This window comes from Streptosporangium nondiastaticum, assembly GCF_003011965.1.
In the GTDB taxonomy this organism is placed as follows: Bacteria; Actinomycetota; Actinomycetes; order Streptomycetales; family Streptomycetaceae; genus Streptomyces; species Streptomyces nondiastaticus.
Genome location: NZ_PXWG01000015.1, coordinates 43135 through 67984, shown reverse-complemented (window position 1 = coordinate 67984; position 24850 = coordinate 43135). Strand labels below are relative to the sequence as shown.

General features: G+C 72.4%; 19 protein-coding genes. 5 read left to right on the top strand and 14 right to left on the bottom strand.

All coding sequences use genetic code 11. The features are described from left to right. Positions 1-13 precede the first annotated feature (13 nt). From B7P34_RS09530 to B7P34_RS09515, 4 genes are all read right to left on the bottom strand, one after another. Entirely contained in the window at positions 14-385 is a 372-nt protein-coding gene (locus B7P34_RS09530; RefSeq protein ID WP_106675386.1) for a peptidase inhibitor family I36 protein, read from the bottom strand. Then, the gene (locus tag B7P34_RS09525) at positions 382-924 is read right to left on the bottom strand and encodes a hypothetical protein (protein ID WP_106675385.1); all 543 of its coding nucleotides are present in this window, start codon (positions 922-924) and stop codon (positions 382-384) included. Before B7P34_RS09525 ends, B7P34_RS09530 begins: the two co-directional genes overlap by 4 nt. 266 nt (positions 925-1190) lie before the next feature. After that, the gene (locus B7P34_RS09520; protein WP_106675384.1) at positions 1191-2402 is read right to left on the bottom strand and encodes a cytochrome P450; all 1212 of its coding nucleotides are present in this window, start codon (positions 2400-2402) and stop codon (positions 1191-1193) included. 43 nt (positions 2403-2445) lie between these two features. Beyond that, positions 2446-2907: a ribonuclease domain-containing protein gene (locus B7P34_RS09515; RefSeq protein WP_223267679.1), complete on the bottom strand. Its 462-nt coding sequence runs from the start codon at positions 2905-2907 to the stop codon at positions 2446-2448. Between B7P34_RS09515 and B7P34_RS09510 the strand changes: the two genes are divergently transcribed. Continuing rightward, complete coding sequence (locus tag B7P34_RS09510; RefSeq protein ID WP_353620238.1) at positions 2898-3764, top strand: NADPH-dependent F420 reductase; 867 nt, start codon at positions 2898-2900, stop codon at positions 3762-3764. The two genes, B7P34_RS09515 and B7P34_RS09510, sit on opposite strands and share 10 nt — an antisense overlap. 67 nt (positions 3765-3831) lie before the next feature. On the opposite strand, the gene B7P34_RS09505 is transcribed toward B7P34_RS09510, so the two are convergent. The 3 genes from B7P34_RS09505 to B7P34_RS09495 all read right to left on the bottom strand — a co-directional run bounded on the left by B7P34_RS09505 (position 3832) and on the right by B7P34_RS09495 (position 5871). Further along, a complete protein-coding gene (locus B7P34_RS09505) occupies positions 3832-4104 on the bottom strand; it encodes a hypothetical protein (protein ID WP_106675382.1) in 273 nt (90 codons plus the stop codon). 58 nt (positions 4105-4162) lie between these two features. Further along, a complete protein-coding gene (locus B7P34_RS09500; RefSeq protein WP_106675381.1) occupies positions 4163-4900 on the bottom strand; it encodes a TNT domain-containing protein in 738 nt (245 codons plus the stop codon). A 185-nt stretch (positions 4901-5085) separates the two neighbouring features. Next, the gene (locus B7P34_RS09495; RefSeq protein WP_223267677.1) at positions 5086-5871 is read right to left on the bottom strand and encodes a DUF5701 family protein; all 786 of its coding nucleotides are present in this window, start codon (positions 5869-5871) and stop codon (positions 5086-5088) included. Between the two features lie 141 nt (positions 5872-6012). On the opposite strand from B7P34_RS09495, the gene B7P34_RS09490 reads away from it, so the two are divergent. After that, complete coding sequence (locus B7P34_RS09490) at positions 6013-6705, top strand: TetR/AcrR family transcriptional regulator (RefSeq protein ID WP_286157462.1); 693 nt, start codon at positions 6013-6015, stop codon at positions 6703-6705. A gap of 81 nt (positions 6706-6786) precedes the next feature. On the opposite strand, the gene B7P34_RS09485 is transcribed toward B7P34_RS09490, so the two are convergent. After that, positions 6787-8331: an FAD-binding oxidoreductase gene (locus B7P34_RS09485; RefSeq protein ID WP_223267676.1), complete on the bottom strand. Its 1545-nt coding sequence runs from the start codon at positions 8329-8331 to the stop codon at positions 6787-6789. A gap of 550 nt (positions 8332-8881) precedes the next feature. On the opposite strand from B7P34_RS09485, the gene B7P34_RS09475 reads away from it, so the two are divergent. Next, positions 8882-9397: a GNAT family N-acetyltransferase gene (locus tag B7P34_RS09475; protein WP_106675379.1), complete on the top strand. Its 516-nt coding sequence runs from the start codon at positions 8882-8884 to the stop codon at positions 9395-9397. An 88-nt stretch (positions 9398-9485) separates the two neighbouring features. On the opposite strand, the gene B7P34_RS09470 is transcribed toward B7P34_RS09475, so the two are convergent. Next, positions 9486-10109 (bottom strand): hypothetical protein, encoded by a 624-nt coding sequence (locus B7P34_RS09470; RefSeq protein ID WP_106675378.1) that lies wholly within the window; start codon positions 10107-10109, stop codon positions 9486-9488. A 367-nt stretch (positions 10110-10476) separates the two neighbouring features. On the opposite strand from B7P34_RS09470, the gene B7P34_RS09465 reads away from it, so the two are divergent. Beyond that, positions 10477-12309 carry a protein-arginine deiminase family protein gene (locus B7P34_RS09465; protein ID WP_146166781.1) on the top strand — a complete coding sequence of 611 codons (1833 nt, stop codon included), beginning with the start codon at positions 10477-10479 and terminating at the stop codon, positions 12307-12309. A gap of 9 nt (positions 12310-12318) precedes the next feature. On the opposite strand, the gene B7P34_RS09460 is transcribed toward B7P34_RS09465, so the two are convergent. The 5 genes from B7P34_RS09460 to B7P34_RS09440 all read right to left on the bottom strand — a co-directional run bounded on the left by B7P34_RS09460 (position 12319) and on the right by B7P34_RS09440 (position 22895). Continuing rightward, positions 12319-13059, bottom strand: a complete 741-nt coding sequence (locus B7P34_RS09460; RefSeq protein ID WP_106675376.1) for an HNH endonuclease family protein — start codon at positions 13057-13059, stop codon at positions 12319-12321. Positions 13060-13215: 156 nt separating this feature from the next. After that, complete coding sequence (locus tag B7P34_RS09455) at positions 13216-17526, bottom strand: hypothetical protein (RefSeq protein WP_106675375.1); 4311 nt, start codon at positions 17524-17526, stop codon at positions 13216-13218. A gap of 3 nt (positions 17527-17529) precedes the next feature. Beyond that, positions 17530-21285 (bottom strand): hypothetical protein, encoded by a 3756-nt coding sequence (locus B7P34_RS09450; RefSeq protein WP_106675374.1) that lies wholly within the window; start codon positions 21283-21285, stop codon positions 17530-17532. Positions 21286-21494: 209 nt separating this feature from the next. After that, positions 21495-22001: a DUF4232 domain-containing protein gene (locus B7P34_RS09445; RefSeq protein ID WP_223267675.1), complete on the bottom strand. Its 507-nt coding sequence runs from the start codon at positions 21999-22001 to the stop codon at positions 21495-21497. Between the two features lie 213 nt (positions 22002-22214). Continuing rightward, the gene (locus B7P34_RS09440) at positions 22215-22895 is read right to left on the bottom strand and encodes a transglycosylase SLT domain-containing protein (RefSeq protein ID WP_106675372.1); all 681 of its coding nucleotides are present in this window, start codon (positions 22893-22895) and stop codon (positions 22215-22217) included. Between the two features lie 336 nt (positions 22896-23231). Here B7P34_RS09440 and B7P34_RS09435 point away from each other — a divergent pair, with 336 nt between their 5' ends. Continuing rightward, complete coding sequence (locus tag B7P34_RS09435; RefSeq protein WP_106675371.1) at positions 23232-24758, top strand: SDR family oxidoreductase; 1527 nt, start codon at positions 23232-23234, stop codon at positions 24756-24758. The last annotated feature ends 92 nt before the right edge of the window (positions 24759-24850 follow it).

Genomic DNA, 24850 nt, shown 5'->3' with positions numbered 1-24850 from the left:
CCTCCGTGGAACGTCAGCAGCCGGAGGTCCAGGTGTGGGAGCCGCCCCTGTCGTTCGCGTTCTTGTTGTAGCCGACCTCCTGGCCGGGAGCCAGGCAGAGGGTGACGCCGCCCGTCAGCTCGCGGCCGTCGTAGATCTTGACGTGGTCCTTGACGCCCGGCCCGGAGACGCCGTGGTTCGCCCAGGACGAGTCCTGGTTGTTCATGTTGCCCTCCCACCAGTGGTCGTCGCCGCTGTGCTCGATCTTCATGCCGTCGAAGTTCGCGTGCGTCCAGACGCAGAAGTAGCCGCTGCGGCACTGCGCCGCCTGGGCGTCGGCCGAAGTGGTCAGGACGGCGCCGGTGGAGATCAGGGCGGCGGCGAGGAGGGCGGTCAGGCGCTTCATGGTCGTGGGTCTCCCGTCGGTGGTGGGGTGTCGAGCAGGGTGGTTGCTGCGGCGAGGGCGTGTGCGCGCAGCCGCCGCCAGTCGGCGATCTCCGCGCGGTGCCGGTCGCGGACCTCGGCGAGGCTGCGGTGGGTGCGGTCGGCCTCGGGTTCGAGGTTGTTGACGATCACGGACGTCCTGAACCAGCGGGGCTGGTCGCCGTAGAGACGCTGCTGGGCGGCGGCCAGGCAGCCGTCCGTGTGGGCGCGTACGACGTGGCCGGTGGGCAGGGTGACGGACAGCTCCGCCGGCCCCGTGCCGAAGAGCGCGCCGGAGACCCGCTGCTGTTCGTCGGCCGGCGGCGGGCTCTGCCCCGGGCGGGGCGGAGTGAGGCCCTGCCGGGTGAGGCAGGCGTCGGTGAGGCGCCCGGTGGCCGCCTTGATCACTTCGTCCGGGGCGGCGGCGGGGCGGGGTTGCGTGGTCGTGCAGCCGGTCAGGACGAGTCCGGCGACGAGCGAGGCGGCGGCCGGGAACCGGGCCGCCGGCGTGCGGAGGCGCATCACTGGTGCCGTCAGGACTCGTCGTCCAGGCGGTTCAGTTGTTGCGGGACTGCGGGGAGTTGGCGCATGGGGGTGGTCTCCGGGTGACGGTGATCGATCCGGGCACGGTCACCCTCTCCACCGTTTGCTCAGTCATGCACTCCATGCGCCGTATCACCCGAAAAGGCGACTATAGGGACTCGATTGGACAGCGCGGGCCGCGACCGCCGAGGACGCCTTCACGTCGCGGCCGCTTTCACGTCGCGGCCCCACCCGACCGGCGCCGCTCAGCACTCGACGAGCAGCTCCCGCAGCCCCCGGATGACGAAGCCCGGTTTCCACTCCGGCTCCGCCACGAGCCGGAGCCCGGGCACCCGGCGCAGCAACTCGCCGAAGGAGGCGAGGAGCTCCAGGCGGGCGAGCGGCGCGCCCAGGCAGTAGTGGATGCCCGCGCCGAGGCTGAGGTGGGGGTTGTCGGTACGGGTGACGTCCAGACGGTCCGGCGCGGGGAAGCGGGCGGGGTCACGGTTGGCGGAGCCGAAGAGCAGGGCCACTTCGCTGCCGCGCGGGATGACGGTGCCGGCGATCTCGATGTCGTCGAGCACCCACCGTTCGAAGAGCTGCAACAGGGTGTCGTAGCGCATGAGTTCCTCGATCGCGCCCGGCAGCAGCCCGGGGTCGGCTCGCAGGGCGGCGAGCTGGCCGGGGTGGCGGAAGAGCGCCCACCAGCCGTTGCCCGTGGTGTTGACGGTGGCCTCGTGGCCCGCGTTGAGCAACAGGACGCAGGTGGAGACCATTTCCTGCTCGGTGAGCCGCTCCCCTTCGTCGTGCGCCAGGACGAGCGCGCTGATCAGGTCGTCTCCGGGCCGGGCCCGGCGGTCGGCGATCAGCTCCCGCAGGTAGGCGGAGAAGTCGAGGGAGGCGCGCACCGCGTTTCGCGCCGACTCCTCGTCCGGGTTGAGCTCGTACATCCCGCAGATCGCGGCCGACCAGGGCCGCAGCAGTCTCCGGTCGGCCGCCGGGATGCCCAGCATCTCCGCGATGACGGCCACCGGCAGCGGCTCGGCGACCGCGCCGATCAGGTCGCCGCCGCCGGCGGCGAGCAGGTCGTCCACCAGCTCGCGCGCGAGCCGCGCCACGACGGGCGCCAGGTTCTCCACGGTGCGGGGAGTGAACGCCTTCGACACCAGGCGCCGGATGCGGGTGTGGTCCGGGGGTTCGAGGTCCAGCAGGCCGTGGCCGTTGAGGACGTAGAACGGCTCGTGGGCCGCGGGCGGTGCGGTGCGCCCGAACTCCTCGTGGGAGAAGCGGTGGAGGTACGTGCGCCCGAGCCGCCGGTCGCGCAGCAGCGTCCGCACGTCCTCGTGGTGCGGAACCAGCCACTGGCGGCTCGGCCCGTACCAGTGCACGCGCCCGGCGGCCCGCAGCCGGGCGTATCCCGGGTACGGGTCGGCGACGAACTGGGGGGACCACGGGTCGAAGCCGGCGTTCGCATCCATGTGCGGATGCTAGCGGCGAGGATGGGGCCCGGTCCGCCGTACGTCAGGGGCAGCCCGCGGAGATCTGCCGGAAGTTCGCGTAGTGGTCGCCGGTGTACCAGACGGTGTGCTCGGTCGTGTCGCGCACGAGCCGTTCCGCGTCCCGGTGCTGCCCCGCGGGGCGCGGGTTGACGTCGTACTCGCGGTATCGGCCGGCTGCCGGGAGGGCGCGGCTGAGGTTGCGGTAGGCGTTGCTGCCGCGGATGACGAGGCCCGTACCGGCGGGGTAGTCGGTGGGGCGTTCCGCCTGCGGCCAGGCGAGCCCCTTCCAGATCCCGCACGCGTTCTTGACCTGGGGCGGGAACCGCTCGACCGGCCACGGCGGATCATGGACGTCGGCCTGCCGCGGCACCGCGTGCGCGAGGGCCGTGGGGACGGGGGCCGGGGGAGCGGACGCGAGGAGGCCGAGGGCCGGCAGGATCAGGGCGCCGGCGGCCGTGCGCCACGGGTCACGGAGTGCGATCACACAGGAGTCAACGGAGCCGGAGACCCGGGGGTGCAAGGGATCACCCTGCCGGCCGCCTCCCTTGGGCCGTGTGGTGGACGACGTCTTCCCGAAGCGAACAGGTCGCGGGAGCGCACCGGAATAGACCCGGGAGCCCCGGGGTTCGGCACAGGCACGGCGACACCGCCGGCACCTCACCAGACCTCGGAGGAAGCTCCATGAAAATCGGCATCATCGGCGCCGGGAACATCGGCGGCAACCTCACCCGCCGGCTCACGGCCCTGGGACACGACGTGTCCGTGGCCAACTCTCGCGGTCCGCACACCCTCGCCGAGCTCGCCGCGGAGACGGGCGCGACCCCCGTCACCGCCGCCGAAGCGGCGCGGGGCGCGGAGGTCGTCGTGGTGACCGTCCCGCTGAAGGCGGTCCCCGACCTGCCGTCCGGCCTCTTCGCCGAGGCCGCGCCGGGCGCCGCCGTCATCGACACCGGCAACTACTACCCGAAGGAGCGCGACGGGCGGATCGCCGCCATCGAGGCCGGCCTGCCGGAGAGCCGCTGGACCGAGCAGCACCTCGGCCATCCGGTCGTCAAGGCGTTCAACGGCACCTACGCGCAGGACATCCTCGAACGGCCGCTGCCCGCCGGTCACCCGAAGCGGATCGCCGTACCGGTGGCCGGTGACGACGAGGCGGCCAAGGAGACCGTCCGCCGTCTCATCGACGAGCTCGGCTTCGACACGGTCGACGCCGGCGGCATCGACGAGTCCTGGCGCCAGCAGCCCGCCACTCCCGTCTACGGCCTCCGGGCGGGCGCCGAGGCGGTTGCCAAGGCTCTCGCCGAGGCGTCGCGGGAGCGGCCCGCGGCGTTCACGGCGTAACAGGACGGGCGGCGCTGACGGCACAGGACGGGCGGCGCTGACAGCCCGCCCGCCCCGGTCCACCCGGTCAGCCGCGCCCGTCCGGCATCAGCTCGCTCAGCAGGTGCCGGCAGGCCGCCGCTTCCTCGTGGCGGGGGAAGCGGGCGGTCACGGCGTACTGCCCGCGCTCGTAAAGGCCGGTCTCCCACATGCCGTCGTGCAGCCGGAGGAAGTGGAAGTCCGGCAGGGGCTCGGCCGGCTCGTGGACGCCTTCGATGCGGTAGAGGCGGTCGTGGACCCCGGCTGCGCGCAGGGCCTCGTACGCCGCCTGCCGGTCGCACGCCGGATCCGTCACGTCCATGCTCCGATCGCTTCGGCCGCTCAACCGCTTCGGCCGCTCGGTCACTTCGGCCGCTCGGTCACTTCGCCAGGGTGTCGGCGCGCTTGAGGTAGCCCTTGTCGACCAGCCATCCCACGCTGAGCTTGGGCTTCGGCGCGTCGGGGACCAGCGCCGGGTCGAGCAGGATCTGCTGCCCGCCGCCGGGCTGCTCGAACCACGCGGCGATGCCACCCTGCCAGACCGTGAAGGGCTTGGCGACGGTGTACACGTGGTAGTTGCACGGGTACTTGTCGTCGATGGTCTGCAGGCTGTCCGGCGGCAGGGCGCGCTGCGAGTAGCGGGCCCCGGCCGGGGCGAGGAAGCTGCCGCCCTCGTGGCCGAAGCGGTCCAGCTTCTGTCCCGCCTTGAGGGTGGTCTTGTTCTTGTCGAGCTTCCCGCCCCGTGTGGCGAAGCCGTCGTTCGGCGGGTAGTTCCAGTTGGGCTTTCCCGTCCAGTACTTGCTGAGGAACTTGTCGGGCTTGAGGCCGCCGGTCCTGTCGTAGCCGCTGAGGAGGGGGCCGACGGGCTTCTGCGCCGGTCCGGGAAGGGTGTTGGCGGCGGGGCCGAGCTGGGGGTTCTTCGGGTCCAGCGACCCGGTGCACAGTTTCGCCCGGAGGTCGGCGGCCTTCGTGGCGCCGGCGGTCTGCGGGGCCGCGGCGGGTATTCGCTCCCGGTCGTCGCCCTGCGCCTGCGGCGCGGCGTAGGCCGGGCCGGCCAGCAGTGTGCCGGCCAGCGCGGTTCCGGAGAGAGCCGCCAGAAGACGCCTTCTGTCGCTCATTCAGTTTCCCCTCCTCGTACGGGACTCGTGGCGCTCATGAGGCACACCGGTACCGGCAGCCTCACCGCTCGCTCATGCTGTCCCGGATCGCGAGGGGGGAGGGAGACCAAGATCAGCCATGTGGAACCCGGGCCGCCGCCTCGCGCCGGTGGTCACGGCGCGAGGCGGGGGCCCGGGGTTCTCGCTTACTCCTGCGACTCCACGGCCGTGGCGCTGCGACCGCCTGCCGAAGCCATGCCGAGCCAGGTGTGGGGGTTGCCCTGCCAGCACCAGCCGAGCTTGGGGGCCTTCCGGCTGATCCAGAGCGCGGGGACCCGGCGGTCGCCGGAGCGCGAACCGCCGAGGGAGAAGCACTTGTTCTTCACGAGGATCCCGGGGAAGAGGGTGATGAGCGCGATGCCCTCCTCGATGGTGAGGAGGGTGCGCCCCCGCCCCGCGACGGCGTCCATGGCCTCATGGGGCACTGCGCCGCAGAACTCCTCACCACGCTCGATGTCGAACAGCAGGTACGGGACGGCGCCGACGCCGGCTACGGAGTCAGCCGCGGTTTCGGCTTCGGCGTCCTGATCGCGCGGAAGCCCGGTTTCCCGGGTGGCGACGAAGCGTTCGAGGGCGCCGGGCTCGAAGGAGCGGTCGACGAACCCGGGGCGGTTTCCGCCGTGGAGGACGGTGCGCGGCATCGTCTCCTCGATGGGCACCAGGTTCCGGGGGACGACCAGCAGGAAGGGCACTCGGCCGCCCTCGGGGCCGCACGACTCCCGGCCACCGGCCGCTGCCGCGGCGTCGGCGTGCGCCACGGCACGGGCACGCAGAGGAGCGGTCAGGGCGGCGAACTCCTTGGGAGCCAGGCCCGCCAGGGCCGGGTAGCCGAGACCGGTGAGGGTACGGACCTGGCGGTCGAACTCGGCTCCGGCATCGAATGCCGTCTCGGTCGTGGTCGTGGTCGCCGTCATGGTCGCGTTCGTGGCCATTGCCGTTGCCTCTGTCACTGGCACCTTTGCTTTCACTGTCACCGATGATCTCCCCTCAGGGGAAAATTACGTCGGAGGTAATTTTAGCTCCGAGCGCCACAGGGGGTCAACATAAAAATACGTCCGGGGTAAGATTCCCTCATGGGCATGAGTACGGACACGGGTCCCGGGACGAGCAGAGGCTCCGCCTCCGGAACGAGGAGGCCGGACGAGCCGGCGACGGGTCTGCGCGAGACCAAGAAGCGGGAGACGCGGCAGCTGATCTCCGACCACGCGACGCGGCTCTTCCTGCAGCAGGGCTTCGAGGCCACCACCCTCGCGGAGATCGCCGACGCCGCCCGCGTCGCCAAGAAGACCGTCACCAACTACTTCCCGCGCAAGGAGGACATGGCGCTGGACCACCAGGACGAGTTCGTCGCCGGCCTGGCGCGTACGGTCTCCGGCCGGGAGCCCGGCGAGTCCCCCTTCGCAGCCCTGCGGCGCGCGTTCCTCTCCGCCGTCGCCGCCCAGGACCCCGTCGCCGGGTTCGCCGGACCGGAGTTCATCCGCATGATCGTGGAGAGCCCCACGCTCTCGGCCTGTCTGCGCGGCCTTCACGACCAGCGCGAGGAGGCCCTGGCCGCGGCCCTCGCCGAGGCCACCGGCGCGTCCGCCGGCGACATCACCCCGCGCGCGGCCGCGGCCCTGCTGGGCGGGGTGCACCGGGTCCTCTTCCAGCGCATCCAGGAGCTCACCCTGGCCGGGCGCGCCAATCCGGAGATCGCCGCGGTCCTCGAAGGGGAGGCCGTCCGGGCGTTCGACCTGCTGGCCCCGGCCCTCGCCGATTACAGCTGAGGACCGGAGCGGGACACCGGAGCCGGGCGGAGGTCGGACGGAGGTCCATGTGACTACCGGAGCAGGACAGAAGCCGAGTGGCTACCGGGGCAGGCGGATCGACAGGGCGTGGCGGAATTCGTCGCGGGGATCCCAGCGCGCCTTGATCTGCTGGAGGCGGGGGTAGTGCTGCTTGTAGTAGAGGGTGTGCCACGGCGTGCCGGAGGTGTTCAGGGCGGGGTCGGCGAGGCCGGTGTCGGGGTAGTTGACGAAGGAGCCGTCGCTGACGTCGCCCGGCACCGGTACGCCGCCGGTGTCGGCGTACATGGCGCGGTAGAGCCCTCGTACCCATGCCAGGGAAGGCCCCTCGTCGTCCGGGGTCGCCCAGCCGGTGAGGTAGACCGCCTTGAGGATGGAGTCCCGCTGTGCGACGGCCGTCGCGTCGGGCGCGACGGCGGCCACTTCCCCGCCGTAGGAGACGAGCCAGACCGAGCCGCCGACGCGGTCACCGGCGGCGCTCGCCAAGTGGCCGTGGAGCGTGCCGGTCTGCCGGTCCGTGTACCGCTTGCGCAGGTAGGCGGCCTTGGCCTTGAAGAACGCCGGAGGGGTCTCCTGCACGTTCGCGGCGGCCTGCAGCCACGGCTGGTCCTCATGGGTACGGGTGGGCCGCGCCCGCACCCCGCGGCCGACGGCGGCCACGTAGTCGTCCACCAGTTGCCGGGCGCGTGATCCGTTGGAGTCGACCACGCCGACCAGGTCGACCGTGCCGGCCTTGCGGCTGTTGAGCATGAAGACGCTGAACAGGCCCGCGTAGGCGGAACCCGGGGCGCTGTTGTGCTCGTGCCAGCTGCCGTGGTTGCGCACCAGCCGGGTGAAGGCCTCCTGGTCGAGGTCCTTCCAGGACCAGGAAGCGCTGAAGGTCAGCGCGGAGGAAGGGGCGCGGGGCAGCAGCCGCGCCGGGTCGGAGCCCTCGGCGCCGGGAGAGCGGAACCAGTAGCGGGTGACGATGCCGAAGTTGCCGCCCCCGCCGCCGGTGTGCGCCCACCACAGATCGCGGCGGGGATCGTCCGCCTCCCGCGTGGCCACCACCGCGGAGGCCTCGCCCCGCCCGTTCACGACCACGACCTCGACGGCGTACAGATGGTCCACGCCCAGCCCGTAGCGGCGCGACAGGGCCCCGTAGCCGCCTCCGAGGATGTGCCCGCCCACGCCCACCTCCGCGGTGGCACCCGCCGGAATGACGACGCCCCAGCCGACGAACAGCTTCCGGTACGTCTCGCCGAGCGACGCACCGGGCTCGACGGCGAACGCCCGGCGCCGCTCGTCGTAGTGGACGGCGGTCATGGGCGAAAGGTCGATGAGGGCGCGGACAGCGGGGTCGTCGACGAAGTTCTCGAAGCAGTGACCGCCGCTGCGGACGGCGATGCGCCTGCCCTCGCGTACGGCTTGCTGGACGGCTTCGACGACCTGCTCGGTCGATGCGGCCACGCGTACGTAGTCGGGCGTGCCGGCGAAGCGCGCGTTGCATCCGCGGTGGGTGAGCGACCGGTACCGCAAGTCGTCCGGGCCGGCCTTGGCGGGGCCCGGCCGGGCCGGGGCGGCTGCCCCGGCCTCCGTCGCCGCCGCCTCCGCCGCCACCGCGGGCACGGCGCTGCCCGGCCGCCGCCCCGCCTAACACGGCCGCGCCTGCCAGTACCCCACGCCGCGTCACGTCTCTCATGGTTCTGCTGCTCCCGCCCCGGCACCTGCTCCCGCGGTGCCTGCTGCCGTGGATGAACGTGCTCTTCCACTCCACGATCGCGGCCGCTGCACGGCCGGGCATCGTCCACGATGACCAGCGTGGTCTCCGCCGGAGGAAGGAGGGGAGAGCACTGCGGTCCATCCCGGAGGAGGAGCTGCGACCCTGACCGTGGCCGGCGGCGGACGGCCGCGGCCGTCCGCGATCCCCGGAAATATTCGAAGCGGAGGTTCCGGACCGTGTGGTAGACATGGAACGTACGTGCTGATCCGGATTGAGGACGAAGAGAGGGAGGTGGGGTTGATGACCGCGCTCAAGGCCACTGCGACGAGCAGCGCCCGGACCACCCTCACGTCCCGGGCGACGGCCTGACCCAGGCACCCCGCCTCGCGCACGGAGCGTGAGCCCGCGAGGCCGTCCCCGCACGATTCCGGCCATGAAACGGATCTTCATCCCGTCATGCGTACCCGTAACCACTGGATCACCCGCGCCGAGACCGGCGCCGACATCCCCGCCGTCCGCGAGATCAACCTCGCGGCCTTCGAGACGCCGCTGGAAGCCGACCTCGTCGACGCCCTGCGCACCGACCCGTCCTGGATCGACGGGCTGTCCGTCGTCAGCACCGGCGAGGACGGCAAGCCCGTCGGCCACGCACTGCTGACCCGCTGCCACATCGGCGACACCCCGGCCCTGTGTCTGGCCCCCGTCGCCGTACTCCCCGAGTGTCAGCACGGCGGCGCGGGCTCGGCCGCCATCCGCGCGGCACTCGCGGCGGCCGAGGACATGGGCGAGCGTTATGTCACCGTCCTCGGACACCCGGCGTACTACCCGCGGTTCGGCTTCGGCCGCGCCTCCGCGCACGGCATCGGCCTGACCATCGACGTCCCGGACGAGGCCATGATGGCCATGTCGCTGGACGGGACCCACCCGCTGCCGAGCGGCACCGTCCGCTACGCGGCCCCCTTCGGGATCTGACGTCCCGGCACCCGCCGCGCGGGCAGGAGCCGGGCTCCTGGCCGCGCGGCGGGGCAACCGCCCGGCCCCCCCACGGGCCCCCAGGGCGCTACGAGCCGGAGAGCTCGACCATCTCGGTGATCTTGTTGCCCGGGCCGAGCGTCACGTTGTAGTAGTTCTGGCCGGCGCACCATTCCTTGTGGTCGGCCTTGCTCTGGTTGTCGTACTGCTCGTGGTTCGGGTCCGCGCACTCCTTGACGTGGCCGATCCCGGAGGTGACCTTCTCGGTCGGCCGCGTCGGGCGGACCTGGGGGCCGTCCAGGGTGAGGACGGTCACCTTCGCGTGGTCGTTGTCGAAGGCGTACGTGTTCGTCGCGCCCTCGGGGCGGTAGAAGGCGCCTTCGTCCATCTTCGTGTTGCAGGACACCTTGGCGTCCTGCGCGACGATGTTGTTCATCGCGCCTTCGACGCTCATCACCTTGATGAGCTTGTGGCCCTTGGGCAGCGGCGCGCAGGGGTCCGTGTAGCCGTCCTTGCCCTTCCCGCCCTTGCCCTTATCTCCCTTGTCGCCCTTGTCGCCCTTGTCGCCCTTGCCGCCGGCGGGCTGCGCCGGCGCCGAGCTCGCCGAACCCTTGGCGTCGTCCTTGCCGCCGTCCTCGGTGGGCCCGCAGGCGGTCAGTGCGAGTGCGCCGGAGACGACCAGCGCGGCCGTGACGACGTGACGAATGGACATAGGGATCCCCCAATGTGCTGCCCGGCGTCGACCGCCGGGGTTGAACGATGAACTATGTACGAACCGGCCGGAAGTTTATGGGCATGGCCATGGCGAAAATCAGCCGTTTGCCCGTCCATGATCAAATCGCGACCGAATGACGACGGAGCCGTGTCCGACCTGTGGCCGAGTCACGGCCGACCGTGCGGCGAACCGGTGAAGGCACAGGTCTTGCCGGCTGCGCCCGTGCCGCGTGCCCAGCGCTCCGCACCCCCGTCTCCACCCATGAGTGGAGCCCGCTCCACCCCGGGCTGCACCGAAGGATCCACCCCTCGCTCCACCCGTCGGCCGATGCCGCGCAGGTCCCGGCGGCGCCAGAGTAAAAGGCATGAAAAGACCACTGCTCACCCGGACTTCCCTGGTCGGCGTGCTGGCCTGTACGGCGGTCACCACCGCGCTGGTGTCTCCGGCAGGCGCCCAGACCGCCTCCCGGTCCGCCCCGCCGCCTTCCCCTCTGTCCGCTTCCCTGTCCGCTTCTCTCTCCGCGCGGCCCGAGTTGCGCATGCCCGAGGGTCCGGTCGTACTGCCGAATCTTGATGACGACGCGCGCCGCTGCACCCTGCGCCCCGGCGATCTGGACCGGCTCGACGTGGCCGTCGACGAACGGCTCGCCGCGTGCAATGACGCCGCCGACGACGTGGTCAACGGCGCCGAGGACGCCAAGGACCTCACCCCGCTGACCGTGCCGCCCATGGCCGTGGGCAAGAGCGCCACGGCCCGGGTCTCCCTGCCGGCCGCCCAGAGCCCCTACGCGCGCGTCTTCGTCGTACGCGACGGGAAGTACGTCTCGCTGGGGTCCGACGGGCGGCTCGGCGCGGAGGAGTTGCGGCGCGGGGTGAGGCTGGCCGTGGAGGGCCGTGACATCGTGCGCGACCCGAAGCAGTGGGACGGCCGGATCGAGGTGACGCTGTCCGTGGCGGAGCACGGGGTCACACGGACCGCCCGCGCGGGCATGCACGTGGCACCGGTGCTGCTGCAGCACGACCTGCAGCGCGCGCAGCACGTCTTCGCCGCGGCGCCCGGGCCGGGCGAGGGGCAGCCCGTCGAGGTCCCGGCCGCGAGCCGGCCCCCGGGGCAGTGGCAGGAGTTCGCGGACTCCCTGCGCAAGGCGGCGAAAGAGTCCGGCCTGCCGGACAGCGGGCTGCGGTTCCAGCCCGGCACCTCGCAGTGGTGGCGTGACATCTGGCGCCAGGACATCGCCGAGCCCGGCTACGTCACCAGGCCGACGCCCCACGGCCCGCAGACCCTGCGCATCCTCCTGCGCTCCCCCAACTACTGGACGTCCGCCGACGGCCGCTCCGCGAGCCTGCGCCGGGCCGGGCGCCTCCTCTACCGCGACCTGCGCGGTCCCGGCGTGGGCGTGGTCCAGCAGTACACGCCCACCGCGCAGCGCGAGAAGAACGTCGACGAGCTGCTGAACTTCACGGGCAACTTCGAGTCCCTGCCGCCGTACGCCGGCCATCCGCAGGGCCGGATCCTCTACGGCAGCAGCGCGGAGCGCCGCCCCGACCCGTCGTTCGTGGGCATGCTGACCGCCCAGGGTCAGCAGCCTCCGGTCGTGCTGGACACGTCCTGGCTGCTGGTCGGCCATGTCGACGAGACCGTCCACGTCGTCCGGGCGAACAACGCACGGGGCTGGACGCTCGCCGTCTCCGATCCCCGCAAGGCCGTGGAGCTGCTCAAGAAGGCTCAGCAGGCCGGTGAGGGCGGGCAGCGTCTCTTCGCCGACACGGTCGCCGACGCCAAGCCGACCGTGGATCAGTTCCTGCGCTACGAGGAGCACGCCGGTGACAACGAGGACGCCGCCCGGCGGATCGACGGGCAGTTGTCGGTCCTGCTGCGGGAAACGGGGCTGAAGCCCCAGGAGATCGTCCGGCTGCCGGTGCTCTACTTCAGGACCGAAGCGGGCGAGGGCCTGCCGAAGCGCCACATAGCGCTCTCCCCCGCTCTCGCTAACGGCCTGTCCCTGACCTCGCGCGACTACGCCGCCCCCAGCCCGCACGGGCCGAAGGTCGCCGGGCGCGATCTCTTCCGCGCCGAGGCCGAACGGGCGCTGGCCACCGGTGGTGTGCGCGTCCACTGGGTGGAGAACTTCTCCTGGGCGCACCTCGGCGGCGGCGAGGTGCACTGCGCCACGAACGCCCTCCGGGAGATCAGCTGACGGCCGGGGTCAGGAGTTGCAGGTGCCCAGCATGGTGGTGAGCATCTTCTTCTCGTCGTCGGTGACGGTCAGACCGTAGGTGGACTTCACGGAGGTCCAGGCCCGGCCGTACACGCACCAGGCGGCCTTCGAAGGGGGCTGCCACTGGTCCGGGCTCTGGTCGCCCTTGCTGCGGTTCGACGCCGCCGAGACGGTCAGCACCTGGGGGTGCGTGAGGTCGTTGGCGAATTCCTTGCGCCGGTCGATGGTCCACTGGTCGGCGCCGGAGCGCCAGGCGTTGGCCAGCGGCACGATGTGGTCGATGTCGACCTGGGAGGCGGCGGTGAAGGTCTTGTCGTCGTAGAAGCTCTGCCAGGTGCCGGACACCGCTCTGCACTGGTCGTCGCGCTTGACGTCGCGGCCGTCGCGCTCCAGGGCCGTTTCGCGGGTGTCGCATTTGTTGCCCTGCTGGGCCCAGTGGGGGAACTTGTCGCGGCTGTAGCCGGTCATCGGGCGGGGCTTGGCCACCGTCAGGCCGGAGAGCTGCTTCCGTGCGTCGCCCGCCGACGGCAGACCCGGCAGGACGTCACGGCTGCCGCCTCCCTTCCCGTTTCCCGGCGAGGGGGCCGCTTGGGAAGGAGATGCGCTCCGGGCGGGCGACTTCGGGCCGTCGGCCTTGCTCCCCTTGCCGTCCCCGCCGCAGCCGGCCAGCGCCAGCCCGGCCGCACACACCAGGGCCACGCCCGCCCCGGCCCGCAATTGATGCCCCATCACTACCGCACTCCCCCGCCCATAGCCGGAACGCCCGCTGCCAGGCTTCCCGCCAGGCATTGCCGCAAACGGAACGAAAATGTCATCGATCGCTATATTCGGCAAATCCAGCACTCAGGGTGACGGTGTGCGTACCGGCCCAAGTGGGCCTGTGGTTCATTCCTCCAGGACGATCCGGCCGAGCAGCGACACGGTCAGGCCGAAGTAGTCGGCGTGGACGATCCGGCGGGCGACCGGGCGCTCGGCTCCGCCGGCCGTGACCGTGCCGGTGGCCGTGGCGCGGTCGGTGAGGTAGGTCTCGTGTTCTTCGATCAGGAGGCGGTAGTCGGTGAACAGGGCCGTGGCCGGCAGGGTGAGGTCGCCGGTCCAGGCGAAGCCGGTGCCGCGGGCGGTGCAGGTCAGTTCCAGGGCCGTCGCGGCGGCGGCCCATTCGAGGTCGCCGGCGCCGTGGGCGCGCTTCTGCACCGTGGCGACGACGCGGCGGCTCGCCGCCATCGCGGCCCGGCCCGTGCCCGCGAGCGCGCCGAGGGCGTTGGGGGCGGCGGGCCCGCTCAGTTCGAGGCGGATCTGGTTGCCGGTGGCCGCCATGGTGGCGGTGACGGTCCGGTCGGGCATCAGCTGGACGAACTCCGCGAGGACGACCTTCGACATGTGCAGGGGGTCGAGGGAGCAGGGCTGGTAGCGGGCCAGGGCCAGGCGCACGTACGGGAAGTAGGCGGGGCTGTCGGCGAGGTCGCCGAGGTCGACGTCGATGTCGCAGGCCCACAGCCCGAGCCGGCGGTCGAAGACGGGCTGGAAGAGCGCCAGCGGGACGGTCACGGGCGCTTCGCCGGCCTGCTCGGCGAGGACGCCCGTGGCGGTGCCGCGGGCGTTCGGGAAGTTGCCCGGCCGCAGGCGGGGCAGGACGGCGTCGTCGGCCCAGACGGGGTCGTTGCCGCAGCGGGTGACCAGTTCGGCCGGCAGCCGGCTGCCCGGGTCGAGGACGACGGCGAGGAGTTCGTCGTCGCCGGAGGAGAACCAGGGGCGTTTGAGGTAGACGCGGACGCCGGCGTGCCGGCGGGCCCGGGTGACGCGGTGGAGGCCGTGGTCGACGGTGCGCTGCCGGCCGAAGGTGGGCACGACGTGGCTGATCACGGGCGGTTCGGGGCGGCGGGTGCTGGGCACGGCCCAGCCGTTGTCGGAAGGTCCCGCGCTGCCGGGGCCCCGGCTGGTGATGAGCTCGGTCCGGTCGGTGATCGCCGGGTGGAAGTACTCCCGGAAGCGGGTGGCCGCGGTCGGGGTGTAGGTGACGTTGCGGTGCCGGGTGTCGCGGAACTCGTGGCGGACGGTGGGGCCCCCGAAGTCACCGATGCGGATGTCGTTCTCGAACGGTTCCACGGTGATCTCGCCGACGTGGTCGTGCCCGGTGATCTGCCGGGGCTCCGGCTCGGTGACGTCGTCGTGCCACTCCGTCCACGTGGCGTCGAGGTCGATCCGGCCGGTGCTCTTGGCGTGGGAGCGCAGGGGTCCGGAGAGCGAGGCGAAGGTCTGGCCGGGGAGGCGGGAGAAGGTCAGGTCGCCCAGCACGGGGGGTTCCAGGGGCCGTTCCACGGCGTGCACGAGGGTGATGTCGACCCACGGGGTGATCATCCAGTTCTCGCCAGCGGCGGCCGCGGCCGTCAGCTCCTCCTTCTTCGGCTGCGGCAGCCGCACGGGGTCGTTCCACAGGGCCGATCCGGTGAGGATCCGCCAGGCGCGGAAGAGGTCGAGGTCCGCGGCGTCGACCCGGCAGCTCATGCGGACGGTCGCGGTCTCGCCCTTGGGCAGGAAGACGGTGACGACGCCGCCGGCTCCCGAGGACGGCGGGCCGTTGCCCTCCTCGATCCTCAGCCGCAGGGGCCGTGCCTGCGGCCAGGGCCCGGTGAACTCGTACGTCTCGTTGGGGCGCGCGCCCGGCAGCCCGCGCAGCGAGACGCCGCGCGCCAGGACGTCGGGCAGGTAGGGCAGGAGCAGCTGGTCGGCGCTGTGGATGACGTACTCGCCCTGTTTGAGGCCGCTGCCGCGGGCGACGGGCAGCGGGGTGAGGGCCGAGGTGTCGTGCGGGTTGTGCTTGACGACGTGGATGGCGTGGGCGGCCTTCAGGTCGCGGGTGATGCGCGGGTCCTCGGCGAGGCGGACGACCGTGTCGAGGTAGGTGCCGCTCTCGCGGGAGGCGGCGGCGAAGTACGCGCTGCGCACGTCGGCGGATTTGCCGGGGCCGAAGGCGCCGTCGTACTGCCCGTGCTGCTCGGCCATGAGCAGGGCGGTCTTGGGCGGGCTGACGTGCCGTTCGTCGAAGGAGCGGTAGCGCCGGTCGGGGCCTTCGAGGGGGTCGCCCGGCCCGTGGTCGGGCACTTCGCCGTTCCTGCGCACCGACCACTCCAGCGGGGACATGGGCACGCCGTGCTCGTCGACGGTGCTGCGGATCACCAGCCGCGGCTCGGACTCGCCTTCCAGGAACGGCCACTTCGGCACGATCGCGGGCGGCGGGACGGGCTCCCAGCGCGCGTAGGTGACGGGGTCGGTCGCGGTGCCCTCGACGGCCGGGGCCCCGGGGGCGAGGCTGTTGCCGGCGAGGTCGACCAGGCGGGCGCGCAGCCGGTAGGTGCGGCGGTAGCGCAGGGCGGGCAGGGTGCCGGCGGTCGGCCGGAACGAGGCGTCCAGCGGGAACGCGGCCGACACTTCGGGGTCCGGCACGTGGGGCTCGTTGTCGGCGCCGATCGTGCGGCCGGGCGGCGGCGCGGCCAGGCTCCAGCCGTGCCAGCCGAAGAGGGCCTGGTGGACGAAGAGCTGGTTGGCGCCGGTCTTGTCCCCGGTGACGGCGGTGGCCTTGACGTGGCCCTCGTCGGGGTCCGCCGTGATGGGCACGGGGGGCTTGCCGGGCGGTCTGATGGCGTAGTCGCCGGTGCGGGCGCACAGCGGGTACCAGGTGGTGACGCGGCCCGTGGCGGCGTCGACGACGCCCACGTCGACGCGGTAGCCGCGGACGAGGTGGGCGGCGTCGAGGACGGCCGCTTCGACCGGCCGGCCGTCGGGGCCGACCCCGGCCGTGTGGTGGGCGTCGGCAGCCATCTGGTCGGCCAGGGAGGCGTCGCGGCCCTCGTACAGGACGGTGAGGCCCGCGCCGTGCAGGGCCGGCAGCGCGGTGGGGTCGCCGGAGGCGGCGGTGCCCGGATCGCCCACGCCGGTGAGCACCTGGTCGACGATGCGGGAGAACTCCACGTACTTCATCGCGGCGCCGTCGACGTCGAGATCAAGGGTGTGCACCTCGTCCACGCCCAGCTTCAGCATCCGGTGGCCGTGGAGCCCGTCGTCGGCCGCGTACGCCTCGAAGCGCTTCCCCGGGACGTGGCGCAGCAGAGTCCACGGGCGCAGTTTCTTGTCGGTGTTGAGCTGCTCCTGCGGGGCGGTGAAGGAGACACGGGCCTGCCACTGGTCGGCGAGCCCGGGCGGGGGCGTGACCAGGAGGTCGAGGGCGAGGCCGAAGCGGCGCAGGAGTTCGGGGTAGTCGGCGAGGAGGGCGCAGGCCGCGTGGAAGTCGAGGTCGGGCGCTGTGGGCGGCGGGAGCGGCGCGGCGGGGGTGTCCCCGGCTTGCCGGGCCGGTGGTACGGCGGGCTTCGCGGGTGTCGCGCGGTCGTAGAAGCGGTACGTCTCGGCGAGGCCGAGCAGGGCGCGATCGCCCTTGTACTCCGGCCTGGTGCGGTCCATGCACAGCGGCCTGTACGGGTCGGGGGCCGCGGCGGCGTGCGGGCCTCCGCCGCCGGACGTCCCCTGGAGCAGCCGGTCGAGCCGGCCGTAGAGGGTGGCGACGCCGCTGGAGAAGGACCGGACGGCCGGGGTGAGGTTGCCCGTGAGGTCGTCTGTCCGCGGGTGGTCCCAGCTTGCCGGCGCCTCGGCGATCGGGGCCCCGGCGGCCGGGACGTCAGCAGCCGGAGCGCCGGTGTCCGAAGCCCCCGTGGTCAGGCCGATCTCGCCGGTCGCGGCCGCGCCGAGGCGCGGATCGGAGCCGGTGGCGGGGAACGCCCGGCGGTGGGCCGTGGCGGTCGCCGCCGCCTCGTACAGGGCGGTGATCTGCTCGTGGACGGCCCGGCTCGGGAACGAGCGCAGCGTGGGCGGCCCGGCGGGTGCGGCGGCGAGGGCGCCGGACGGCGGGCTCACCTTCGTGTCGGGGCCGAACAGCTTCGGCCACAAGCCGCTGTCGGCCGGCGGGTAGCGGTCGGTCTGCGGCTCGGTGGACACGGTCACGGAGGTCCCGCCGGGGCTCTGGAACTCCACTTGGAGAGCGGCCGCGTAGCCGCGCAGGGTCTTCGGCCAGTCGTCCTTGAAGCCCGGGAAGGACCTGAGGGTGTCGCCTCCGGTCAGGCGCGGGCTGACGAGGACGGTCAGCCGGAGCTTTCCGTCGGCCGTGGTCCCGTCGGGCAGTACTGTCCACCGGATCGTCTCGGGCATGGCTCAGCTCACTTCCGCGAAGGCGGTGCAGTACTCGGCGACGGGGTCACGACGGACGCCGGTGACCGGGTCGGTGTAGGGCGCCATCATCTCGGCGAAGGCGACCGGGCGGCCGGCGCCGGCCGCCTCCGCGTCCGCCGCGGTCAGCGGGGTCAGGGAGTTTCCGGAGCCCACGAACCGCTTCTCGCACTCGATCGTGACCGACTGCGACCAGAAGCCGATGTGGATGCTGACGGAGATCCGGGCGCGTCCGGAGACCGTGTTCGGCGGCTCGAAGGTGAGCTCCAGGCAGATCTCGATGGAGGCGGAGACGATGCCGAGGATGTCGACCTCGCCCCGGGCCCGGAAGTAGCCCGTCAGCCGGGATTCGCCGCTGCCGAGCTCCAGGCGGTAGTAGATGCCCGCCATCACCGACAGGCTGCCGCTCGCGACGCCGAAGTTCATCGACAGCGCGGCGCCGAATTCCAGGGCGCCCTCCAGCACGGCCACCCGCTCCGGGGTCAGCACGATGCCGAAGAAGCCCCCGCCGCCGAGGAGGGAGACGGTGAGCCGGAACGGCGCCTGGCGGGTGCAGAAGAAGAAGCCGATCTCGACCGTGCGGCCGATGAACGGCAGGTCGAGGTAGGCGCCCAGGCGGATGTTCTCCAGGCTGAACACGCCGATGGCGAGGTTGGGCAGCGGCAGGGCGTAGCGGGCGGTGATGCCCGAGGGGGTGACCTGGATGCCCGGCGGGTCGCTGAAGCCGTCGACGGGGATGAGCCGGCGCAGGGTCTGTACGAAGGAGAGGGGCCCGATGAAGTCGATGCTGTCGAGGACGACGTCGATGTCGGGCTTCTTGCCGGCGCGCATGCCGAAGCGGACGTGTTTGAAGGTCAGTTTGAGGACCCGGAAGGGCGGCGGGATCAGCAGGAGGCTGAACTTCTCCAGGCTGCAGGTGATGTCCGCGCCCACGGTCAGGTCGGAGCGCAGCGATCCGCGGACGTCGACGACGATCGAGAAGCGGCCGCCGGGTTCGGGGACGAAGACGGGGTCGGTCGCCGGGTACTGCTGGATCTCGGGGTTCCACTCCAGGCGGGCGTTGACGGTCTCGGGCAGCTTGGCGCCCTGGGCCGCGCGTTGCACGGCCTCTCGGAGCGCGATCGCCTGCCCGGCGCCGGTGGTCCACGTCGCGACCTGCTGCTGCACGCGGGTCAGCAGGGCGCGGACCCCGGGGTCGGCGTCGGCGGGCAGGGCGTTCAGGAGGTCGGTCAGGGCGGCGCTGAAGGCGTTGAAGGCGTTGTCGACGTCCTGCATCGAGGTGGTGGGGGGTGCGGTGCGGCCGGGGAGCCGCTGCTCGATGAAGTCGCCGACGGTCTTGACGAACACCTGTGCGGTGTCGGCGACGCGGCGCGCGGCGGCCGGGTAGCGGTCGATCTCGTGGGTGATCAGCTCACGGACGCGCTGCAGGTCGGAGAGGAAGCCGGTGACGGCGGTGATGGTCTCGGTGAAGAAGTTCGGCACCTTCAGGGGCTTGTCCAGCGTGTCCACGAGCTTGATCACCTGGGCGAGCGGGATCAGGCCGAGCAGCCTGGGGCCGATCTTGTCGAAGAGGTCCAGCGGGCGAAAGTAGTTGTCCGGCTGGAAGGTGCCGTTCGCGATGAGGTCCAGGGGGTCGGTTTGGGGGGTGGCCGCGACGCCGGAGACGGGACCCGTCAGGCGCGACAGCCCCGCCACGGCGATGCTGGGCGCCGAGAGCCCGCCCGAGCGGTCGCTTCGCTGCTGGAAGTCCATCTTGAGCGGGCTGCTGTCGTGGGTGAGCAGGCTGAGGAAGACCTGGCCCTTGTTGGGCAGCCGGACGGGGTCGGCGGCCTGGGAGAAGCCGGAGAGGGCGTAGCGCTTGGCGTAGGCCACGGGGACGACGGTGGTGCCCCGGCCGGCGAGTGCCTGGACGGCGGGCACGGTGGCGTTGGCCCAGCGGAGCTGGGGGAGGAACTGGGCGGGCTTCGAGCGGGCCGGATCGCTCGCGGCCGGGTCGGCGAGGGCGGGCGGGGCCGCCATGCCCCACACCATCTGCGCGACGTCGAGGCTGGTGTCGTCGGCCCGCTGGGTGGGCGCGAGCGCCACGGTCTGCCCGAGCAGGTCGGCGCCGGAGAGGGTGGGGAACTCGACGGCCGCGGCGGGGGTGGCGGCCCTGGGCGGGTTCTTGTCCAGGGCGTTGTACTCGTCCACGGCGCGGGTGAGTTCGGCGCCCGACGCCTTGGTCTCGTCGAGGAACTGCAGCGGCGTACGGAATTCCACGATCCGTCCGCTGTGGTCCACCGCCGTGACCGCGAACCGGAACGGGGTCTCCGTCCGCGTCGCGGGGAAGAACTTCTTCCGGTCGTCGGGCGGGACGAGGTCGGGCGTCACCACCGTGTCGATGCGCACGCTGCGGAACGGGAACAGCATGTTCGTCAGCGGGGCGGCCGGGTCGGAGCTGCCCGGCAGGGGCACCGAGGGGTCGTACGTGCGCAGGGGCTCGCGGACCACGACGAATTCACGCTGGTTGAGGTAGGCGGCGCGGGGATCGCTGAACTTGCGCTCGGTGACCGTGACCAGGACCGCCCTGTGCCCGAACGGGCACAGGTATCCCTCCCGCATCACCCTGACGTAGTGGTCCCGCCCCATCGACGTGCGGTTGCGCCACTCCGACAGCGAGATCCCCACGGGGCGTTCGGGCCAGCTCCCGAGGCTGTCCAGCCAGCCGCCGACGGCCGAGAGCATCAGCACGGCCACGTCGACGGGCTTGGGGACGTAGGGCTGCCCGCCGGGCCCCCGGAGACCGGAGTTGGAGGTGAGGTCGACGATGTCGTGCCGGTCCTCCGGCAGGAGCGCCTGCCGGAAGGGCGGGGGTTCGACGGGGCCGGGCGCCCGGCCGCCCTCGCGGTCCCACAGGGCACGCACCTTGGTGCCCTCCAGTCTCGTGTGCCACAGCTCGACGCGCTCGCCCGGCGCCGGGTCGGGGATCGCCCCGCGGTGGATCCAGCGGCCCTTCTGGGAGGGCGAAAGGTAGAGCCGGTAGGGCAGTTCGATGCCCGTGGCGGGGTGGTCGGGGTCGGCGAGCGGGTCCTGAGGCCCGGCGGCGGCGACCGCCGGTGCCGCCTCTTCGGAGGTGCCGGCGTCAGCATCGGCGCCGGAGCCGGCCCTGTTGTCGGAGCCGGCCCCGTCATCGGGCCCGGCGCCGGACGGCTCGATCACCGCTCCCGCCGCGGCGGCGGCTTCGAGGGTGGGCCGGAGCCCGTAGCGCGCCGCGAGTTCGGCGGTGGTGCGCAGCAGGCGTACGAGGGCGAGGGTCCTGGCCGTGGAGTCCCGGCCGCCGGCGCCCTCGCCGGGAGTGCCCTCGGCGCCGGCGGGCCGGACGGTCACGGTGAGGGGCGCCCGCTCGGGTTCCCTGGCCGCGTCCACGACGCGCAGGGGCAGTCTGCCCATGGCGCCGAGCAGCCCGTCTTCGGTGTAGTCGATCGCCTCCTGCGGGCCGACTTCGAAGACCAGGACGCTGCGGCCGCTGATGCGGGAGTCGACCGGCAGGTCCCGGGATTCGCCCGGCACTTGATCGTTGAACGCGTGTTCCACCACGTGCTGCGGCCCGAAGGTGACGACCAGCAGCCCGTCCCGCTGCGGATCCGCGCGGACCAGCCGCCGCCTGCCCGCCGAGTCGTCGAGCCGCAGCCCGGGAAAGCCGAAGGAGAGGTCCATCAGGTCGGTGCCGCGCAGAATGCGGATCGATGCGGGTGTGCTCATCTCGCCCCCTGTTGCCGTACGCCGGACCGGGTGCTCGCAAGAGCGAGCATCGCGGATCCGGGGCGCCGCCGATACCCGTGGGGTACCACCAGTCACTTACCCCGGACGGCCCACCGGGCGTTACGCCGAACGAGTGTCCTTTCGGCGCGGGCGGCGCGCCGTCCGCGAGCGGCGCCTCGGCGGTGGCAAGGGGCGGTCCGCGTACGCGGTCAGGAGACGTCGATGCTGCGCGCGAAGGCGGTGACGGACAGGTCGCCGTTCGTCACGGTCTTCTCGAACGGGATCGTCAATGACTCGCGGGAGGCGGGCGGCGTGATCCTCAGGTAACCGGCCCGCACCATGAGCGGGGCGTCGGCGTGCGCCCACGCCAGTGCGGCCTCGGCGGTGCCGCCGGGGCGTACGAGGAGCGTGTCCTTGCCGGGGTCGGGGATGAAGTACGTGCTTCCCCAGGTGGTGTGCGTCGTGACCGCCCTGTGCCGGGCGTCCTCCAGCTGCAGGCCCGGGTAGCCGCGCAGGGCGCACGTGCGGGCGGACGTGTTCGTCAGCACCAGCACGGTCCCCTCGTGCGACATGCCGTTCTGGTGGCCGCCCTTGTCCGACAGCGAGGCCTGCAGGCCGGAGACGTCGCAGGTCGGCGTCCTCCCGGCGGCCGGCGGGGCGGCCGCGGCGGTGCCCGCGGCGCCGGGGGCGGCCACCGCCGCTATTGCCGCTGCCATGGCGGCTGCTGTCAGGGGCAGGGTGTTCCGTAACATCGCGTGCCTCCGGTGTTCATCGGTCGTCTATCCACCGCTTGCCACATCCGGGGCCGTCCATTCCTCCCCCGCATGCCCTCCTCGCACATGTCCTCCTCGCACGTGCGTGAGGGCGGTGGCGCCCCGGGGGTCCGGGGTGCCACCGCCCTCACGGTGGCTCATGCCGCCTGTCGCGGATCAGTACGCGGAGTTCACGTTGTCCATCGAGCCGTACTTGTCGGCCGCGTAATTACAGGCAGCGGTGATGTTGGCGACCGGGTCGTAAATGTCCCAGGACGTGCCCTCGACGTGATACGCCTTGAACGTCGGGTCGATCATCTGCAGCAGACCCTTCGACGGCACACCATTAACGGCATTGACGTCCCAGTCATTGATCGCACGCGGATTACCCGTCGACTCACGCATCACATTGCGCTTGATGCCGTCATACGAAGCCGGAATGCCCTTGGCCCGCAGAATGTCCAGGGCCTCGCTGATCCAGCCGTCCACGTTATTGGCGTAGGCCTTCTTCGCCGGAGCGGCGGGCTTGGCCTCGATGGCCTTGCGCTCGGTGGAGCGGTTGGCGGCCTGCTTCTCGGCGCGCTCCTTGTCGGCGCTCGCCTTGCCGGCGTCGGCCTTGGCGGCCGTGACGGCGGCGGCGGTGTGCTGCTCCAGAGCGTCCTGCTGCGTCTCACCGGAAGCCTTGGTGCTCCACGCGACCGGCTTGACCGCGGCGGTCGGAGCGGAGGCGGTGCCGGCGGCGAAGGCGTTCGGGGCGACGGCAACCGCGACGACCGCGGCACCGGTCGCGGCAATGCCGGCGACGGAGAGCTTGTGAATCTTCGGGAGACGGGTATAGCCGGAGATGGTGGAGCGCATGAGTGAGCTGAACCTTCCAATCGCGGATGTCGCCCGGCCCTGAAGCGGCGCAATAACGAAGCGCCGTTCCTCGGTCGACGGCGCCCAGCGACCCCGCAATTGTTAGCGGCGGAGAAAACCGCTGACAAGCACTGTGACCTACTATCCGCGTTCATAGGCTCCGGGAATTCACCGCCCTCTCCCCCTCATTCCGCGGCCGTGTCCACTACCGCATTTCGTAAGTGACGCGCGCCTCATGGGCGGCCTCACACGGAGCGGGTCCCGTTGTCACGCAGGGCGAGCGCGGTACTGCGTGGCGTCGACCAACCCGGGGACGGGTAGGGAAACGTGGAGCCCATGGACACCAGCGCGCACGCCCCCGGCACCGCAGCGGAACCGTCCCACGTGCTCGTCGTCGGTGCGACGGGCTACATCGGCGGGCGGCTCGTGCCCGTGCTGCTCGGGGCGGGGTACCGGGTGCGGTGCCTCGTCCGCGAGCCGCGGCGGCTGCGGGACCAGCCGTGGGCCGACCGGATCGAGACCGTCAAGGCGGACGTCACCGACCCCGGCACCCTCCCCCCGGCGTTCGAGGGCGTGGACGTCGTCTACTACCTCGTGCACGCCCTCGGCACCGGCACGGACTTCGAGGAGAAGGACCGGCGGGCCGCGCTCGCGGTCGCCCGGACCGCGAAGGAGGCCGGCGTACGGCGGATCGTCTACCTCGGCGGGCTCGCTCCCCGGCAGGTGCCCGAGCGGGACCTCTCGCCCCACCTGCGCTCGCGCGCCGAGGTCGGCCGCATCCTCCTCAACAGCGGCGTGCCCACGGCGCACCTGCGCGCCGCCGTCGTCATCGGCTCGGGTTCGGCGTCCTTCGAGATGCTGCGGTACCTCACCGAGCGCCTCCCCGTGATGATCACCCCACGCTGGGTGAACACGCGCATCCAGCCGATCGCCGTCCGTGACGTCCTGCGCTGCCTGCTGGCGGCGGCCCGCCTGCCGGACGAGCTCAACCGCGGATTCGACATCGGCGGCCCCGAGGTCCTCACGTACCGGCAGATGATGAACCGCTACGCGGCCGTCGAGCACCTCCCGCGGCGCCTGATCCTTCCGGTGCCGGTGCTCACGCCCGCGCTGTCGAGCCTCTGGGTCGGCCTGGTGACCCCGGTGCCCGGCAGCATCGCCCGGCCGCTGGTGGAATCGCTGCGCCACGAGGTGGTCTGCCGCGAGCACGACTTCGCGCGCTACGCCCCCGATCCGCCCGAGGGGCTGCTGGGCTTCGACGAGGCCGTCCGCCTGGCCCTCAAACGCGTGCGGGACGCGGACGTGGCCACCCGCTGGTCCTCCGCGTCGCTGCCCGGTGCTCCGAGCGACCCCCTGCCGTCGGATCCGCAGTGGTCCGGGGGCAGCCTCTACGAGGACCGCCGCGAGGTGGCCGTGGCCGCGCCGGCCGAGGAGCTGTGGCGGGTGGTCGAGGGCATCGGGGGCGACAACGGCTGGTACTCGTTCCCGCTGGCGTGGTCGGTGCGCGGGCTCCTGGACCGGCTCGCCGGCGGCGTCGGGCTGCGCCGCGGCCGGCGGGACCCGCACTCCCTGCGCATCGGCGACTCCCTCGACTTCTGGCGCGTGGAGGAGATCGAGCGGGGCCGTCTGCTGCGGCTGCGCGCGGAGATGCGCCTGCCCGGGCGCGCCTGGCTGGAGCTGACGGTCGCTCCCGACGGGCCGTCGCGGGCCGTCTACCGGCAGCGGGCCCTGTTCCGCCCGCACGGCCTGGCCGGGCACGCCTACTGGTGGAGCGTGGCGCCCTTCCACGCCGTCGTCTTCGGCGGCATGGCGCGCAACATCGCGGGGCGGGCCGTCGCGGGCGCGCCCGCACCGGGCGCGTGAAGGAGCCGGCGGGCGCTTGCGGGGTTCAGGGGGCGCGCGCCGCCTTCCGCACCACCGCTCGCCCGAGCCGTACCGCACCTTTCGGGCATCGG